Annotated in this window: 10 protein-coding genes; 7 read left to right on the forward strand and 3 right to left on the reverse strand. The window is 71.3% G+C overall.

All coding sequences use genetic code 11. The features are described from left to right. Window positions 1-20: 20 nt before the first annotated feature. The 3 genes from QLQ12_RS19380 to QLQ12_RS19390 form a co-directional block, all read right to left on the reverse strand. The gene (locus tag QLQ12_RS19380) at window positions 21-1,124 is read right to left on the reverse strand and encodes a uroporphyrinogen-III synthase (protein WP_282761610.1); all 1,104 of its coding nucleotides are present in this window, start codon (window positions 1,122-1,124) and stop codon (window positions 21-23) included. 128 nt (window positions 1,125-1,252) lie between these two features. Then, entirely contained in the window at window positions 1,253-2,173 is a 921-nt protein-coding gene (locus QLQ12_RS19385; protein ID WP_282761611.1) for a response regulator, read from the reverse strand. Window positions 2,174-2,330: 157 nt separating this feature from the next. Further along, window positions 2,331-6,845 (reverse strand): fibronectin type III domain-containing protein, encoded by a 4,515-nt coding sequence (locus QLQ12_RS19390; protein ID WP_282761612.1) that lies wholly within the window; start codon window positions 6,843-6,845, stop codon window positions 2,331-2,333. Window positions 6,846-7,321: 476 nt separating this feature from the next. Between QLQ12_RS19390 and QLQ12_RS19395 the strand changes: the two genes are divergently transcribed. From QLQ12_RS19395 to QLQ12_RS19425, 7 genes are all read left to right on the forward strand, one after another. After that, window positions 7,322-8,773 carry a rhamnulokinase gene (locus QLQ12_RS19395; RefSeq protein WP_282761613.1) on the forward strand — a complete coding sequence of 484 codons (1,452 nt, stop codon included), beginning with the start codon at window positions 7,322-7,324 and terminating at the stop codon, window positions 8,771-8,773. A gap of 38 nt (window positions 8,774-8,811) precedes the next feature. Next, window positions 8,812-9,627 (forward strand): DeoR/GlpR family DNA-binding transcription regulator, encoded by an 816-nt coding sequence (locus tag QLQ12_RS19400; protein ID WP_282761614.1) that lies wholly within the window; start codon window positions 8,812-8,814, stop codon window positions 9,625-9,627. Between the two features lie 196 nt (window positions 9,628-9,823). After that, window positions 9,824-10,900, forward strand: a complete 1,077-nt coding sequence (locus tag QLQ12_RS19405) for an ABC transporter substrate-binding protein (protein ID WP_282761615.1) — start codon at window positions 9,824-9,826, stop codon at window positions 10,898-10,900. 72 nt (window positions 10,901-10,972) lie between these two features. Beyond that, window positions 10,973-12,568 carry a sugar ABC transporter ATP-binding protein gene (locus QLQ12_RS19410; protein ID WP_282761616.1) on the forward strand — a complete coding sequence of 532 codons (1,596 nt, stop codon included), beginning with the start codon at window positions 10,973-10,975 and terminating at the stop codon, window positions 12,566-12,568. Further along, on the forward strand, window positions 12,568-13,527 hold the full coding sequence (locus QLQ12_RS19415; protein WP_282761617.1) for an ABC transporter permease: 960 nt from the start codon (window positions 12,568-12,570) through the stop codon (window positions 13,525-13,527). Before QLQ12_RS19410 ends, QLQ12_RS19415 begins: the two co-directional genes overlap by 1 nt. Then, window positions 13,524-14,525 (forward strand): ABC transporter permease, encoded by a 1,002-nt coding sequence (locus QLQ12_RS19420; protein ID WP_282761618.1) that lies wholly within the window; start codon window positions 13,524-13,526, stop codon window positions 14,523-14,525. Before QLQ12_RS19415 ends, QLQ12_RS19420 begins: the two co-directional genes overlap by 4 nt. Continuing rightward, window positions 14,522-15,565, forward strand: coding sequence for a Gfo/Idh/MocA family protein (locus QLQ12_RS19425; RefSeq protein WP_282761619.1), 1,044 nt, complete (start codon window positions 14,522-14,524; stop codon window positions 15,563-15,565). Before QLQ12_RS19420 ends, QLQ12_RS19425 begins: the two co-directional genes overlap by 4 nt. Window positions 15,566-15,603 lie beyond the last annotated feature (38 nt).

Below are 15,603 nucleotides of genomic sequence, written 5' to 3' on the forward strand. Positions count from 1 at the left end.
TGACGTGTTGATTGTGCTGGTCAGGCGGCTTCGTCGTCGATGCGGAGGCGGTAGCCTCGCTTGATCACCGTCTCGATGTGCTTGCCGGAACCGAGGGCCGCCCGCAACCGCGCCACCGCCACGTCGACCGCGTGCCCGTCGTTGCCCCGGGGCAGCGCCGCCGCCAGTTGCTCCTTCGAGACCACCGAGCCGGGCTTGCGGGCCAGCGCCGACAGGATCGCCATCGCGGCCGGGGCGAGCGCGTGGGTCACTCCGTCGATCAGGACCGCGTGTCCGCGTACCTCGAGGATCGTCCCGGCGACCTGAAGCCGGACCGCGCGCCGCGGCAGCTCGTCGGTGACCGTCTTGATCAGCGCGCCGAGGCGGTAGCGCTCCGGCATCACCACCGGGATCCCCCGCTCGGCGAACGGAGCCGCGGTGACCGGGCCGACGCACGCGGCGAGCGTGCCGCTGTTGAACGCCGACGTGACGTCCGCGCCGACTTCCTCGGCGATCTGGAGGAACGCTTTGACCGCCGGCGCGCTGGTGAACGTCACCGCGTCGATCTGCCCGGCGGCGACCTGTTCGGCGAGCCGCCGCACCGGCGCCGTGTCGGGCGGCAGGGCCCACCGGTAGACCGGCACCTCGACCACGGCCGCGCCGGCCGTGCGCAGCGCCTTCACGAACTCGGTCTGTGGCTCGCCGTGCTCCTGCACGACGATGCGCTGCCCTGCCACGCCTTCGGCGAGGAGTCGCTCCAGGACCTCCTCGGAGGCTTCGGTCTTAGCCGCCCAGTCCTCGATGAGCCCGGCCGCACGAATCGCGCCGCACGGTTTCGGGCCACGGGCGATGATCCGCGCGTTGCGCAGTGACCCGCGCAGCGTCTCGGCCATGCCCCAGCCCTCGGCCGCTTCGAGCCAGCCGCGAAACCCGAAGCCGGTGGTCGCGATCACCAGGTGCGGTTCCAGTCCGATGCAGGCCTTCGTCGCCGCGTGCAGCGCGTCGTCGTCGATCAGCGGAACGATGGTGATCGCCGGTGCACTGATCACCCGTGCTCCGCGTCGTTCCAGCAGAGCAGCCATCTCACTCCGGCGTCTCTCCGCGGTTACCGCCACGGTGAATCCGGCCAGTGCGCCCTCGATCATCCGGTCCCCATCCTGTGCCGCCGTCCGGTGCAAGAGTCCTAAGGCCTGGTTTCGGGAGCGCCAAAGCAATGTTTCCGACAGAATAACGGCCGGTCACTTGGTCGGCGGAGAGTGTTGTGACCTGTTGATCATGCTCCGGTGACATCGTCCGGGCGGTCGAACAGCGACCCTTCCACCCCGAGGATCCGGCGCACTTCGGCGATGAGATGGAACGCCGCGATCCGCCCGTCCAGCAACCCGATCCGATAGTCGGCGCCGACCTCGGGATCTTCGGCGATCTGCGGGTCGCGGTCTCCGGCGGCCCCGTCCACCCGTCCGGCGTTGTAGGCCACCAGCGCGTCGTCCATCAGTTCCTCTCCCCCGGGCTTCGCCGCGTGCGTCCCGCGGCTCCCCGTACCCGCGTCAGGATTTCCGGCGCGGAACGTCGCGACAATTTCGCACACCGTGAGGCGACGGCCCACCGTCCGACCGTCCCGATCCCCGCGGCCGACGGCCGGACCGCCCTGGACCGGCCGTCGGTGGAACACCGGCAACCTCGTTGAAACCGTCGCGCACCCGGTGCGAGATCCGTCACTCCGACCCGTGGGCGTAACGCTGCGCATCGCAATGCTCACACCGGGTACTTGATCAGCGCACTCCAGGGACGCCTCGACCCGAACACTCGGCGGCTCGCCGACGATGTCGCCGGCGTCCGGCAGGCGCTGCGGAGTGTCAGCTGACACGTGAACGACGGAGTCAGCGCCGATCGGAGCCGACGGCCGCCACCGCCACCGCTGCCGCGGCGGATGGACCGTGAGTCCGTTCGGACCGCCGCGGATGACGGCGACGTAGGTGCACTGGTGATACCCCGCGTAGCCGGCCGAGGCGACCAGCCCGAGCAGGGTTCCGATGACGCCGCCCATCGCCGCGAGCGTCACCGACTCCGGTGGCCGCTGCCTCGCCGCCGGAGCGGACCGTCCGTCGTGCACGACGGCCACCCGGTGCCCCGCCGCCCGCAGGTACTGCCGCAGCAGCTCGGCCTGCCGTTCGTCGTCTTCGGCGATGAGCACGTCAGCACACGACGGCGACTATAGGCGGCGCCACGCCCGTTGCCGCGGATCGCGGAAAGCTGACAGGATTCCACAATCCCTCTCCGGGACGGCCGGTGCGGCGCCCACACGAAGGCGGGGCGGCATCTCGCCGCCCCGCCTCACTCAGCGCCGCGACTCAGCAGTCGCCGCCCAGGTCGCGCCAGGGACCGTGGGCGTCACCCGGCGGCTGGTTGCGCGTCCACCATTTCGCCTGCCAGAGGTGGCCCTGGTAGTGCACGACCTCACCGCCGGTGTAGGTCCAGGACGACGTCCAGGCGGCATGGCTGCCCTCCCGGCAACCGACCGGGGCGCCCACCTCTCCCCAGGGACCCCACGGCGAGCCGCCCGGGGTCTGCCCCTGGCTCCACCACTGCGCCTGGAAGACCCGGCCGTCGTGCAGCACCCGGTCACCGGCCTGGTAGGTGACGGCCGGCGACCACGCCGCCGGCACCACCGCGACCGCGTGCGATGCCGACACCTGCGGCGCCGCGACGGAGGTCGCCGTGATGACGACCCGGCCGTACGCGAGACCGGTCACCACACCCGCGGCGGAGACGGTGGCCACCGCCGGGTCCGACGACCGCCAGGTCACCGCCTGGCCGGCCTGCGGCGGGTCGATGCGCGCCACCAGGGTGGTCCGCTGGCCGATCGTCACCTGGGCCGCGCCGGTGACGGCGACGGTCCTGGGGATCCACATCGGCGTGACGGTGGCCGAGGGAGCCGAGGCCGGCGAGTCGCCCTGTTCGTTGCGCGCCACGACGGTGAACGTGTAGGCCGTCGCGTTGTGCAGGCCGGTGACCTCGCACCTGGTCGCGCCCTCGGTCGTGCAGGTGGTGCCGCCCGGCTGGGCGGTCACGGTGTAGCCCGTGACCGGCGCGCCGCCGTCCGACGCCGGCGCCGTCCACGTGACGTGCGCGGTCGTGTCGCCGGCGGTGGCGGTCACGTTCGTCGGCGCACCGGGCGCGGTGATCACGTCGCCGGTCCGGGCGACGGCGAGCCAGCTGATGACCGGGTCCTGCATGCCGGTCTTCGCCACGGTGTAGGTCACCACCGTCGGGGTGGGGACGGAGAACGACACCGTGCCGGTGGCCCGCGTGGTGGCGGCGGTGAGGCTGATCGGGGCGCCGGTCACGACGGTGCCGCCGATCGTGACCGTCTGCGACATGGGCCGGGTCTGCCCGTACCACTCGGTGAAGCCGGATGTCAGTACGTACTGACCCGCGTCCAGCGGCAGCCGGTAGCGGACGGTCTTGTTGGCGCCCGCCCAGTATCCGGTCGAGTACTTCTCGCCGGCGTCCGTGCTTCCCTTGATGTTGAGGCCGTCGTTGATGTATCCCCAGGTGTCGGGCGTGGCCGAGATCTGGTCGGCGGCTTCGTTGCGCAGCCCCGAGCCGGCGTCGGACGCCGTGACCGCCTGGAACTGCGGCGAGTTCTGGCCGGCGGCCAGTCCCCCGTCGATGTAGTAGACCAGCGATGCGGGCACGATCTCGTAGCGGGCGGTGAACGCCTGCTTCTTGCCGTTCACGTAGGCGTCGTTCGTCCAGCCCTCGACCGGCAGCGTCGTGTAGGGGCTGCGTGCCGCGTCGCGGCTGGCGGCCGTCCAGGTGACCTCGTGCGGCCGGCCGTCGATCGTGACCGTCGCCGGCAGACCGTCCGTGGCCCGGACGGCGCCCAGGAGGCCGAGGTCCCGTTTCGTGTCGGTGACGTCGCCGCGCACGAGGTTGTCGAACGCCGACCGGAGCCGGGCCGCGATCTGCGCGGTCCCGATCGTGTCCAGGCCCGGCCGGCCGGGCAGCGCCGCGGTCGCCTGGGCGCGGGTCTCGGCGAAGACCGCCCACGACTGGGGCGAGTGGTCGGCCTCCACCGGCGTGCCGACCGCGGTGAGCGCGTCGCGGATCGGGGTCGTGTCGACGGCGCCGTCCACGTCACCGGAGGTGGCGGTGAACGCGTCGATCACGAGCGTGCCGGACCGCAGCACGAACGTGGCCGTGTGCGGGCCGTCGGGGAGCCCGCGCAGCGTGTAGGTGGCCTGGCGCTTGCCGGTGCTGAGGGTCGCCGCGCTCGTGGCGAGCGGCTTCCCGTCGACGGAGACGTCCAGCGTGGCGGTGCCGTTGTTGCCGCCGATCACGTCGAGGCCGGTGCCGGTGAAGCCGATCGTGACCGAGGCGCCCGCGGTGGAACTGGTCGACGTCGAGCGGTGCCAGTCCATCGCGTCGCCCGCGGCGGCCTTGCGGCTCCACGTCCCGGCGTAGGCGACCGAGCTATCCATGTTGTCGACCAGCGACACCGCGTACGGGGCGTAGCCGTCGACCTTCTCGACCACCAGGTTGTCGAAGCCGGTCCGGTGGAAGTCACTGGAGAGGTTGACCCGTCCGGCGAGCTCAGGCGTCGCGTCGACGTAGCGGTGCGCCACGGTGCCGTTCACGAACGCGGTGACGGTCGCGCCCTTCGCCTCGACGGCGAGGGTGTAGCCGCGGGCCGCGGGCCGCGTGCCGGTCGCGACGGCCGTGCCGTGCTCGTAGAACGTCCAGGAGCCGGACCGGTTGACGCGGATGCTGTAGGCGGGGTCGTTGATCCCCATGCCGGTCTGCTGACGTACGCCCAGGCCGGCGGACCCGCCCGCGGCGTCCGGGAACGAGACGTCGACGGTGGCCTTGTAGTTCTGCCAGCGGAAGTCTCCGACGAGCGTGTTGGGGTTGTTCCTGTTCCACGCCGCGGTGTCCTTCATGGACTGGTCGAGCTGCTGGTACAGCACGTTGTCACCGCTCGCGCCGCCGGCGCCGACCTCCCAGGCGCCGGTCTGGTCGACCATGTACCGCGGCTCGTTACCCCGCGAGGCCAGGTAGGGCTGGCGCTGCCGGCTCGCGCCGTTGCCAACCCCCACCTCGACCGTGCCCTCCTGGGCGTACTCGAAGTCGTCGGCGTACAGGATGGTGTCGCTGGTGTTCGGGTTCTTGCCCGTCGCGTCGGTGTCCAGGACGGTGCGGGGCAGCGACTGCGGCAGCCGCCGCGCCGTCGCCGGATCGGTGCTCTTGTCGAGCGTGGTGAAGGTGACCACCGACCGCGGCTGCACCGGGAAGGTGTAGGAGCCGTCGGCCGCGGGCTGGAGTTCCGTGACGAGGCGCAGGAAGTTGGCGTCGGCCGCCTGCCCTGGGTCGGCCGCCCGGGTCTCCCAGATCTCGGCCGCCGGGTCCGCGCCGAGGCTCATGTTCCGCGCGGTGACGCGGTACGTCTTGGTCTGGTCGCTGTCGTTGACCGCGATCGTGGAGAAGTCGCGCTTGTCCGGGTCGGCGAGGGTCAGGTAACTCGCCGCGCCGTTGCTGCCGTCGATGTTCTCGGTGCCGCTGACACCGCTGTAGCTGGCCTCGGGCACGGTGCGCCAGATGCCCGCCGTGTTGGTGTCGTTCTCCCAGCCGGTCTTGGCGAACTTGGTGAAGTGCCCCATCACGTGGATGGCCGCGTCGTAGTGGATGGCGCCCGACCACGGGTCACGCGCGCTGAGGAGTTCCTTGTGGCTGTACTGCGCGCCCTCGTAGAACGAGCCGATCGCGGGCTGGAAGATGTAATGCGTCCGCTTGGACCGGTGGTATCCCTTGACGCTGCGGTTGGCGAGGTCCAGCGCGCTCTGCAGGCCGCCGATGCCGGTGCTCGCGCCGCCCGGTCCTTCGGTGTTGTTGACCCGGTAGTCGGTGAAGCCGAACGAGCCCACGCCCTCGCTGTACCAGACCTCCTTGTCCCGGCCGGTCGCGAGCTTGGTGTACGGCTCGTACGTGTTGCTGGTGGTGGCCCCGTCGTAGCGGTCGTCGGTGTTGTAGTGGTATCCGACCGCGTCGACCATCTCGAACAGCTCCGCGTCGTTGAGCAGCGCGGGCCCGATGTTCTTGGTCTGGTTCTCGTCCGACGCGACGATCTTCATCTTCTTGTAGGCCGCCTCGACCGCCGCCCGCTCCGCGGCGGGAATGCCGTACCGCGGGTTCGCGAAGTCGGTGTCGGACAGGATCGCGTTCTTGTAGTACTTGATGAATGAGATGTCCGGGTTCGTCGTCTCATTGGTGTCCGGATTGACGTAGTCGACCATGTACCCGTACTTCTGGTACGCGTCGAGGATCGTCTCCTTGTACCACTGGTACATCTCGTCGCGTCCGGTGCCCGCGTTCCATGCGGTCTGCACCCAGTACGGCATGGTCCAGCGCAGGATCGAGACCTTCAGCCCCGGGTTGACCGTCTTGGCGTCCGCGGCGAGCTGGAAACCCGGTGACCGGGAGGCGTCGGCCAGTTCGGTGGCCGTGCGCATCGTCGCGGCGTCCGAGCCCGTGGAGTTGTTGGTGTCCGACCCCATCTCCATCTTCACGTGATTGATCAGCGGGTTCGGCCCGCCGAACAGCACGTCGATGAGCCGCCAGTACTCCGCGGGATGCTCGGCCTTGTAGTCCATCAGCAGGTTGCTCGTGCTGTTCGCGCTGATCAGACCGAGTCCCTTATAGGGCAGGCCGTTCACGTTGTCCTTGTGGACGTCGAGCCCGTCCACGACCACCTCGACCGGCTCCCCGGCGGCGGCCGCGGCGCCGGGCGGCGCGACCAGTCCCCAGCCCAGCACGGCCGTCACAGCGGCGCAGCCGGCCATCCACCGTTTTCTTCGCAGTCCGTTCATCCGCGTTGCGACTCCTCGATCATCAGGTGCGATCCACACACCCGCACCACGGGATCTGGAAGGGCGGACCGCGGGCAGAATCTCGCCGCCAACTCACAAGATGTCGGCCAGGTGACCGACTCGTTACGGAGTAAACCGCTCACCAGCAGACGCGTCAATGACTGATCGACCAGTAACGAACAGAACTGACCACTTAACGCCACGGCTGGCATGACAGATGTCCGCAAACTGGGGTGAACCGCGGTTATTGCGGGGCACCGGATCCACGGGCGACGATCCGAGAATCGGACCCTTGTTCACCGACGTGCCCTCGAAGGCGACCGCCCGAGTGGCAAGCGGCATCAGAATGCCGCGGAATGGCGATTGTTCATGCGCGAAAATGATCGTTTCCGATCAGTACGGTGCCGAGGCAGCCGCTCCGTGAAGCGGGCCGCCGCTGGCGTGGGAATCGAGGTCGTCGCGACTAGGCTCTGGCGATGCCCGTGTTCTTGGCCGTCGACCTTGGTGCCGAGACGGGCCGCGTGCTGCGCGGTGCGCTCCGCGACGGCCGGCTGGAGGTCCGGGAGGTGCACCGGTTCGTCAACCGGCCGGTCACGCTGCCGCAGGGACTGCACTGGGACGTGCTGGCGCTGTTCGCGGACCTGTCGGCGGGGCTGACCGCGGCGCTGGCCGAGCGGGACGGCGACAGGGTCGCCGGGATCGGCGTCGACGCGTGGGGCAACGACTTCGCGCTGCTGGACCGCGACGGCCGGCTGGTCGGCAACCCGTGGCACTACCGTGACCGGCGGACCGAGTCCAGCACCACACTGGTGGCGGAGCGCGTCGATCCCGCCGCGCTGTACCGCACCACCGGCACCGCGCTCCTGCCGATCAACACGGCCAGCCAGCTCGTCGCGATGGAGGGCTCACCACAACTGGACATCGCCGAGCGCCTCGCCATGCTGCCGGACCTGTTCGGGTACTGGCTGAGCGGCCGGCTCGCCACCGAGCAGACGATCGCGAGCACCAGCCAATTGCTCGACGTCGTCACCCGCCGCTGGGCGACCGGCGTCATCGACGCGCTCGGCATACCGGGCCGGCTCTTCGACGCCGACGTCGTGGCGCCCGGCACCCGGGTCGGCTCGTTGCTGACGGACCGGCGGGTGCCGCTGTGGGCCGTCGCCGGGCACGACACCGCCTCCGCCGTCGCGGCCGTCCCGGCCGGGGCGGCGGCCGTCGGCTACATCTCCTCCGGGACCTGGTCGCTGGCGGGACTGGAGTTGCCGGCCCCGGTGCTGACCGACGCCGCCCGGCTGGCCGGCTTCTCCAACGAGGCCGGAGTCGACGGAACCATCCGGTTCCTGCGCAACGGGACGGGCCTGTGGTTGCTCCAGCGGTGCCGGGCGGCGTGGGGCTCACCGCCGTACGCCGATCTCGTCGCCGCCGCGAGCACCGCACCGGCGTTCCGGTCTCTGATCGACCCCGACGCGCCCGGCCTGGTCGCGCCGGGCGACATGCCCGCGCGGCTGGCCGCCCTCTGCCGGGCGAGCGCCCAGCCCGTCCCGGCGGACCGGGCCGCTCTGGTGCGCTGCGTGCTGGACAGCCTCGCCTGCAAGCACCGATGGACCCTGGAACGCGCCGAGGCGCTGGCGGGCCGCCGCGCCGACGTCGTGCACATCGTCGGCGGCGGAGCCGCGAACCCGCTGCTGTGCCGGCTGACCGCCGATCTGACCGGCCGGCTGGTGCTGGCCGGGCCGGTGGAGGCCACCGCCGTCGGCAATCTGCTGATCCAGGCCCGGGCGGCCGGGGAACTGTCCTCGCTGGCCGAGATGAGAGAGATCGTGCGGACCTCGCTGCCACCACGGCGGTTCGAGCCGCGATCCTCGGACGCTGCCGACGCCGCGTACGCGCGCTTCCGCGCCCTGCTCGACAGCGGTGACAGGATCTGACATATTCTGCATCGACCACACGGAGGGAGGTGTCGGGGGTGCTGATCGCCGAGCGGCGTCGACGGTTGCTGGAGCAGGTCCGCGACCGTGGCTACGTCTCGTTCCGCGAACTCGCCGAGGCGCTCGACATCTCCGAGTCCACGGTGCGCCGGGATCTGCGCTCGATGGTGGCCGACGGCCTGCTCATCGCGACGCGCGGCGGCGCCGGCCCGCTGCCCGCCGGGCGCGCGGCGCCGCGGACCGCGCCGGTCACGCCGGCCGAGCCGGCCGCGAGCCCACCTCCGGCGCCCGGTGACGGCGCGCCGGCCGATCCGGTGCACGCCGAACGCGAGGCCATCGCCGCCTACGCCGCCGGGCTCGTCGTGCCCGGCAGCGCCGTGCTGCTCGGTCCGGGGCGCACCACCACCGCGCTGGCCCGGCGGCTCGCCGGGATCAGCCAGTTGACCGTGGTGACCAACTCGATCCCGGTGACCCAGCAGCTCATCGGCGCACCGCAGATCGAGGTCGTGCTCGTCGGGGGCGCGTTGCGCCGTTCGATCGGCGCGGTGGTCGGCCCGATCACCGAGCAGGCGCTGTCGGGGCTGCGGGGCGCCCAGGTGTTCCTCTCCGGCGACGGCGTCACCACCGAGCGCGGTCTGACCACGCCCAACGTCTTCGCGGCGGCGACCGACCAGGCGATGATGGCCGCCGGCAAGCAGGTCGTCGTGCTCGCCGACCACACCAAGCTCGGCCACGACACGATGTGCCAGACGGTGCCGAGCGAGCGGATCGACGTGCTGGTCACCGACCGCGCGGCGGATCCCGACGTGGTGCGGCGGCTCCGCGCCGAAGGCGTCGACGTCCACCTCGCGTAACCCGGCGCCCGCCACCTTCATCGTCAACTTTGACCATCTCTGACCATTCCGGTCACGCCATTGACAAGTCCTGCCATGAGGTGACTACGCTCTGGCCAAGTTCGAGTCAAACTCTTTCAACTTCTGGCACCCGCGCACCTGACCTCGTCGCGCGGGGCTCTGGTCCGTCATACCTCCATGTGAAGGGACGCCAGCGATGTCTCTCCCCGGACGACTCACCCGTGGCGCCGCGACCGGCGCCGCGCTGACCCTGCTCCTGGTCGCCGCAGGCTGCACCAATCCCACCGGCGGCGGCGATCCCGGCACGAACAGTTCGGCGGCACAGCAGGTCCAGGCCACCTCGGGGACCACCAGATGCACGCCGGAGCGGTACAACGGCGGTGTCCCGAAGCTCGACCTGAAGAACATCACCGTGGGCTTCGCCCAGTCGGAGAAGGAGGCCAATCCGTTCCGGATCACCGAGACCCAGTCCATCAAGGAGGAGGCGGCCAAGCGCGGCGTCAAGCTCATCACCACCAATGCGCAGTCCGACCTCAACAAGGAGATCGCCGACATCCAGGGCATGATCGCCCAGGGCGCCCAGGCGCTGATCATCTCGCCGCTCAACTCGGAGGGCCTCGACCCCGCGCTCAAGGCGGCGCAGGACGCCAAGGTGCCGGTGATGACCATCGACCGGCTGCTCACCACGAAGACACCCTGCAAGGACTATCTGGGCTGGATCGGCTCCGACTTCGTCGTACAGGGCCAGCGCGCCGCGGACGCCATGATCAAGGCGACCGGTGACCAGGGAGAGGTCGCGATCCTGCTCGGCGCCTCGGGGGTCAACGTGACGGTCGACCGCACCAAGGGTTTCAAGGACCAGTTGGCCGCCAGGAACTCCCCGCTGAAGGTCGTCGCGGAGCAGACCGGCGACTTCACCCGGGAGAAGGGCCAGAAGGTCACCGAACAGCTCATCTCCGCCAATCCCGGGATCACCGCCATCTACGCGGAGAACGACGAGATGGCGCTCGGCGCGGTCGCGGCGCTCAAGGGCGCCGACAAGAAGCCGGGCGACATCAAGATCATCACCATCGACGGTACGAAGGGCGCCGTACAGGGCATCCTCGACGGCTGGATCGCCGGCGTCATCGAGTCCAACCCGCGCTTCGGGCCGCTCGCCTTCCAGGCGCTCGACGACTTCTACAGCGGCAAGGGCGTCGTCGAGAAGGCCATCATCTCCGACAAGGAATACACCAAGGACAACGCCCGCTCGGAACTCGCCAACGCCTACTGACGCCCGACCCTGTCGACGGGGGAGGGCAGGAGTCCCTCCCCCGGCGGCCCCCGTGGAGAGTGAGCGGCCCCGATGACCACTCCCGCCATCGACGTGCGGTCGGTGAGCAAGCACTTCGCCGGTGTTCGTGCCCTGACCGGCGTCTGTCTCGACCTGCGCCCCGGCGAGGTGCACGCACTGGTCGGCGAGAACGGCGCGGGCAAGTCCACGCTGATCAAACTCGTCACCGGCGTGTACCGGCCGGACGGCGGCGAGGTGCGCTACCTCGGCGAGCCGGTCGCCTTCGCGCACCCCCGCGACGCGCAGGCCGCCGGCATCAGCACCATCTACCAGGAGGTCAACCTGGTGCCGATGCGCAGCGTCGCCGGCAACCTGTACCTGGGCCGGGAACCCACCAACCGGCTCGGCCTCATCGACTTCCGCCGCATGCGCCGCGACGCCAGGACGATCCTGGCGGGGTACGGGATCACCGTCGATGTACGGCGCAGGCTCGGCGAACTAGGCCTCGGCGTGCAGCAGATGATCGCCGTCGCCCGCGCGCTGTCCACCGACGCCCGGGTGGTCGTCATGGACGAGCCGACCTCGTCGCTGGAGCCGCGCGAGGTCGATCTGCTGCTCGACGTCGTGGCGCTGCTGCGCCGCCGTCAGGTCGCGGTGCTCTACGTGACGCACAAGCTCGACGAGGTCTTCCGGATCTGCGACCGGGTGACCGTCCTGCGCGACGGGCGCCTGGTGCACACCGGACCGGTCGCCGGCACCACCCGGCTGCGGCTGGTCGCCACGATGCTGGGCCGCGACACCGACCAGATCCGCAGGCACGGCACGACCACCTTCAGCGACCCGGCCGTCAGCGACCAGCGGGGCCGGACCACCGGCATACCCGAGGCCACCGGCACACCGGTGCTGCGCGCCGACGGGCTCACCCGCCGGCCGGTGCTCGACGGCGTCAGCCTCGACGTGCACGCCGGGGAAGTCGTGGGCCTGGCCGGGTTGCTCGGCTCCGGCCGCACCGAGACCGCCAAGGCCGTCTTCGGCGCCGACCGGCTGGACGCCGGAGCCATCAGCGTCGACGGCGCCCGCGCCCGGCGCTGGAACCCGGCGGCCGCCATCCGCGGCGGGATCGGGATGGTGCCCGAGGACCGCAAGGCGGAGGGGATCATCGGCGACCTGAGCGTGCGGGACAACATCGTGCTGGCCGCGCTGCCGCGTCTCACCACCGCGGGATTCGTCTCCCGACGCCGGCAGGACGAGATCGTGGACACGTTCGTCAGGCGGCTGCGCGTCAAGGTGTCGAGCCCCGGCCAGCGGGTTCGGGAACTGTCCGGCGGCAACCAGCAGAAGGTCCTGCTCGCCCGGATGCTCTGCCTCTCCCCCCGGGTGCTCATCCTCGACGAGCCGACCCGCGGTATCGACGTCGGGGCGAAGGCCGAGATCCAGTCGCTGATCAGCGAACTCGCCGCGCTCGGCCTGGGCGTGCTGCTGATCTCCTCGGAACTCGAGGAGGTCGTCGAGGGCGCCGGCCGGGTGCTCGTGCTGCGCGACGGCGCCGTCGTCGGGATGCTGCGCGGCGACGACGTCAGCGAGGACCACATCATGCGTGTGATCGCCCAGGCGTCCGGGGACGGCCGGCCGCCGCGCGCTCCCGCGGCACCGCGGGGAGGCCTCTGATGGCGGACACTCTCGCCGCCCGGCGTGCCCGGCCGGACATCCTCGGCTTCCTCCAGGCCGGCGGGGTGTACCTCGCGATCGCCGTGCTTCTGGCCTTCAACCTCGCGTTCACGCCGCACTTCGCCACCGCGGCCAATCTGCGGCTGCAGTTGGTGCAGGTGGCGCCGGTCGCCATCGTCGCGATCGGGATGGCCCTGGTCGTCGCGAGCGAGGGCATCGACCTCTCGGTCGGCTCCACCATGGCGATCAGCGCCGCCGTGCTGCCGTTGTACCTCGGCTACGGCGTCTGGCCCGCCGTCGCGATCGCCCTGCTGGCCGGCGCCGCGGTCGGAGCCGTCAACGGCTCGCTCGTCGCGTTCGCCCGCATGCAGCCCATCATCGCCACCCTCGGCACGCTGGTCGCCTGCCGCGGACTGGCCCTGGTGCTGGCCGACGGGCGGCTCACCGAGATGTTCGACCCCGTCCTCGGCGCGCTGGGCAACGACGCGGTTCTCGGCGTCCCGATCAGCGTGCTGCTGGTGCTGGTGGTGACCGGGGCGGCGGCGGTCGCGGTGCACCGGGCCGCGTTCGGACGCCGGCTGCTGGCCGTCGGCGGCAACCACGCCGCGGCCGCCCTCGCCGGCCTGCCGGTCAAACGCACTCTGGTCACGGTCTACGTCGTCAGCGGAGTGCTGGCCGCCACCGCCGGGGTGCTCAGCACGGCACGGCAGGGCGCCAGCGATCCCTCGTTCGTCGGCCTGCTCATCGAGCTCAGCGCGATCACCGCCGTGGTCGTCGGCGGCACCCCCCTGTCCGGCGGCCGGGTCCGCATCGTGGGCACGCTGATGGGAGCCCTCCTGATGCAGTTGATCACCGCCACCGTGATCCAGCACGACCTGCCGGACTCGGCGGCCCGCATGCTGCAGGCCGGCATCATCATCGCCGCCGTGTACGTCCAGCGCGGACGGAGCCGGGCATGACCGCCGTCGAGAACGCCACCGCCGCGAGCGCCGGGCCCCGGGCCGTGACCCGCCTGCTCTGGTGGCGGCCCGATCGGGCCGGCACGCCGGTGGTGCTCGCCCTGGTGCTCGTCGCCGGTTCCCTGACCTTCGGCGGCAGCTTCGCCAGTGGCCGCAACCTCGGCAACATCGCCCTGGACAGCTCGTACCTGCTGCTCATCGCGACCGGCATGACGTTCGTCATCCTCAGCGGCGGCATCGATCTCTCGGTCGGCTCGCTCCTGGCGCTCAGCGGGGTGCTCACCGCGTACGGCTCCCGCTGGGGCACCCTCGCCGCCGTGCTGCTCCCCCTCGCCGTCTGCGGCGTCATCGGGCTGGTCAACGGCCTGCTGATCGGCCGGGCCGGGATCGCGCCGTTCATCGTCACGCTCGCCGCCCTGCTCTTCGCCCGCGGTCTGGCGTTCGCCGTCGCCGACGAGGGCAACACCGTCCACATCATCCCGGCCGACCTGGCCCTCACCCAGCTCGGCCAGGCCCGCTGGCTGGGGCTCAGCGCGCCGGTCTGGTTCGCGCTGGCCGCCTTCGCGGCCGGCGTCGTGGTGCTCAACCGGACCCGGTTCGGCCAGGCCACCTTCGCCGTCGGCGACAGCCAGGAGGCGGCCGAGCTGATGGGTCTGCCGGTGGCCCGGGTCCGGGTGCTGGTCTACGTGCTGAGCGCGCTGCTCACCGGCATCGCCGGGGTGCTGGTGGCCGCGCAGACCCAGTCCGGCCTGCCCACCATCGGTGAGGGCCGGGAACTGGAGGCGATCGCCGCCGTGGTGATCGGGGGCACCCTGCTCACCGGCGGCGCCGGCACGCTCGGCGGCACCCTCGCCGGGGTGCTGCTGCTCAAAGTGATCCAGAACCTGATCAACCAGGTCGGCACCCTCACCGCGTACTACCAACAGGTCGTCAGCGGCACGTTCCTCGTCGTCGTGGTGCTGATCCAGTCCCGTCTCACCCGCCGGAGGACGCGATGAGAGCCGCGGCACGATACGCGCCAGGGGTGGTCCGGCCCCGGCCGGCTCCGGACGTGGCGCCGGTGCGGGTCGCCGTCGTCGGCACCGGTGAATGGTGGGGCCGGCACCACGCGGAACTGTTCGCCGGCCGGGCCGACACGTCGCTGGTCGCCGTCGTCGGCCGGGACCCGGACCGGACCGCGGCCCGCGCCGCCGAGTTCGGCGCCGCCGCCTTCGTCGACCTCGACGAGATGCTCGAACGGGCCCGGCCCGACCTGGTCACCGTCTGTCTGCCGAACGAGCGGCACTACGAGCCGACGCTGCGGCTGATCCGGGCCGGGGTGCCGCTGCTGCTGGAGAAGCCGCTCGTCTTCGCGGCGGACGAGGCCGACATCCTGGTCGCCGAAGCGGCCCGGTGGAACCCGTTCGTCGGCATCAACTTCAACCACCGGTACGCCAAGCCGGTCCGCCTGGCCGTCGCCGCCGTCGAGCGGGGCGACCTCGGCCGGCTCGCCTTCGCCACCTGGCGCTTCGGCGGTGAGCCCGGCACCAGCCGGCATCCGCACGCGAACCTGATCGAGACCCAGTGCCACGGCCTGGACCTGCTGGAACACCTGTGCGGCCCGATCGAGTCGGTGGTGGCGCAACTGGCCGACCCGAGCGGGCACGGCTGGTCGACGCTGGTCGTGGCGGCGCGGTTCGGCAACGGCGCGGTCGGCAGCCTCGTCGGCTCGTACGACTCGTCCTACGCCTATCAGGACACCCATCGGGTCGAGCTCAACGGCACCGCCGGGCGGATCCTCATCGACGACACCGTGCGCCGGTACAGCTTCCAGCGCGCCGAGGACGAGACCGCCCACGTCTGGCAGGCCGGTTACTTCAACGACACCGACCGCAGTTTCCACGCCACCTTCGACCGCCACGTCGACGAGCTGCTGGCCGCACTGCGGGCCGGCGCCGCGCCTCCCGTACCGATCGGCGCGGGCCGCCGGGCCCTGCGGCTCGCCGACGCGATCATCAGCTCGTACGAGACCGGAACCCGGATCTCGACGCTCTTGTGAGAACGGTCAGTGTGAGAACGGTCAGAGGACGGGCGCCC

The organism is Actinoplanes sandaracinus (genome assembly GCF_030009775.1).
GTDB classification, from domain to species: Bacteria; Actinomycetota; Actinomycetes; order Mycobacteriales; family Micromonosporaceae; genus Actinoplanes; species Actinoplanes sandaracinus.

Excerpts from the sequence above, each read along its gene's own strand:
- QLQ12_RS19380 (WP_282761610.1), bottom strand. The coding sequence starts at position 1,124 with ATGATCGAGGGCGCACTGGCCGGATTCACCGTGGCGGTAACCGCGGAG.
- QLQ12_RS19390 (WP_282761612.1), bottom strand. The coding sequence starts at position 6,845 with ATGAACGGACTGCGAAGAAAACGGTGGATGGCCGGCTGCGCCGCTGTG.
- QLQ12_RS19395 (WP_282761613.1), top strand. The coding sequence starts at position 7,322 with ATGCCCGTGTTCTTGGCCGTCGACCTTGGTGCCGAGACGGGCCGCGTG.
- QLQ12_RS19405 (WP_282761615.1), top strand. The coding sequence starts at position 9,824 with ATGTCTCTCCCCGGACGACTCACCCGTGGCGCCGCGACCGGCGCCGCG.
- QLQ12_RS19410 (WP_282761616.1), top strand. The coding sequence starts at position 10,973 with ATGACCACTCCCGCCATCGACGTGCGGTCGGTGAGCAAGCACTTCGCC.
- QLQ12_RS19415 (WP_282761617.1), top strand. The coding sequence starts at position 12,568 with ATGGCGGACACTCTCGCCGCCCGGCGTGCCCGGCCGGACATCCTCGGC.
- QLQ12_RS19420 (WP_282761618.1), top strand. The coding sequence starts at position 13,524 with ATGACCGCCGTCGAGAACGCCACCGCCGCGAGCGCCGGGCCCCGGGCC.
- QLQ12_RS19425 (WP_282761619.1), top strand. The coding sequence starts at position 14,522 with ATGAGAGCCGCGGCACGATACGCGCCAGGGGTGGTCCGGCCCCGGCCG.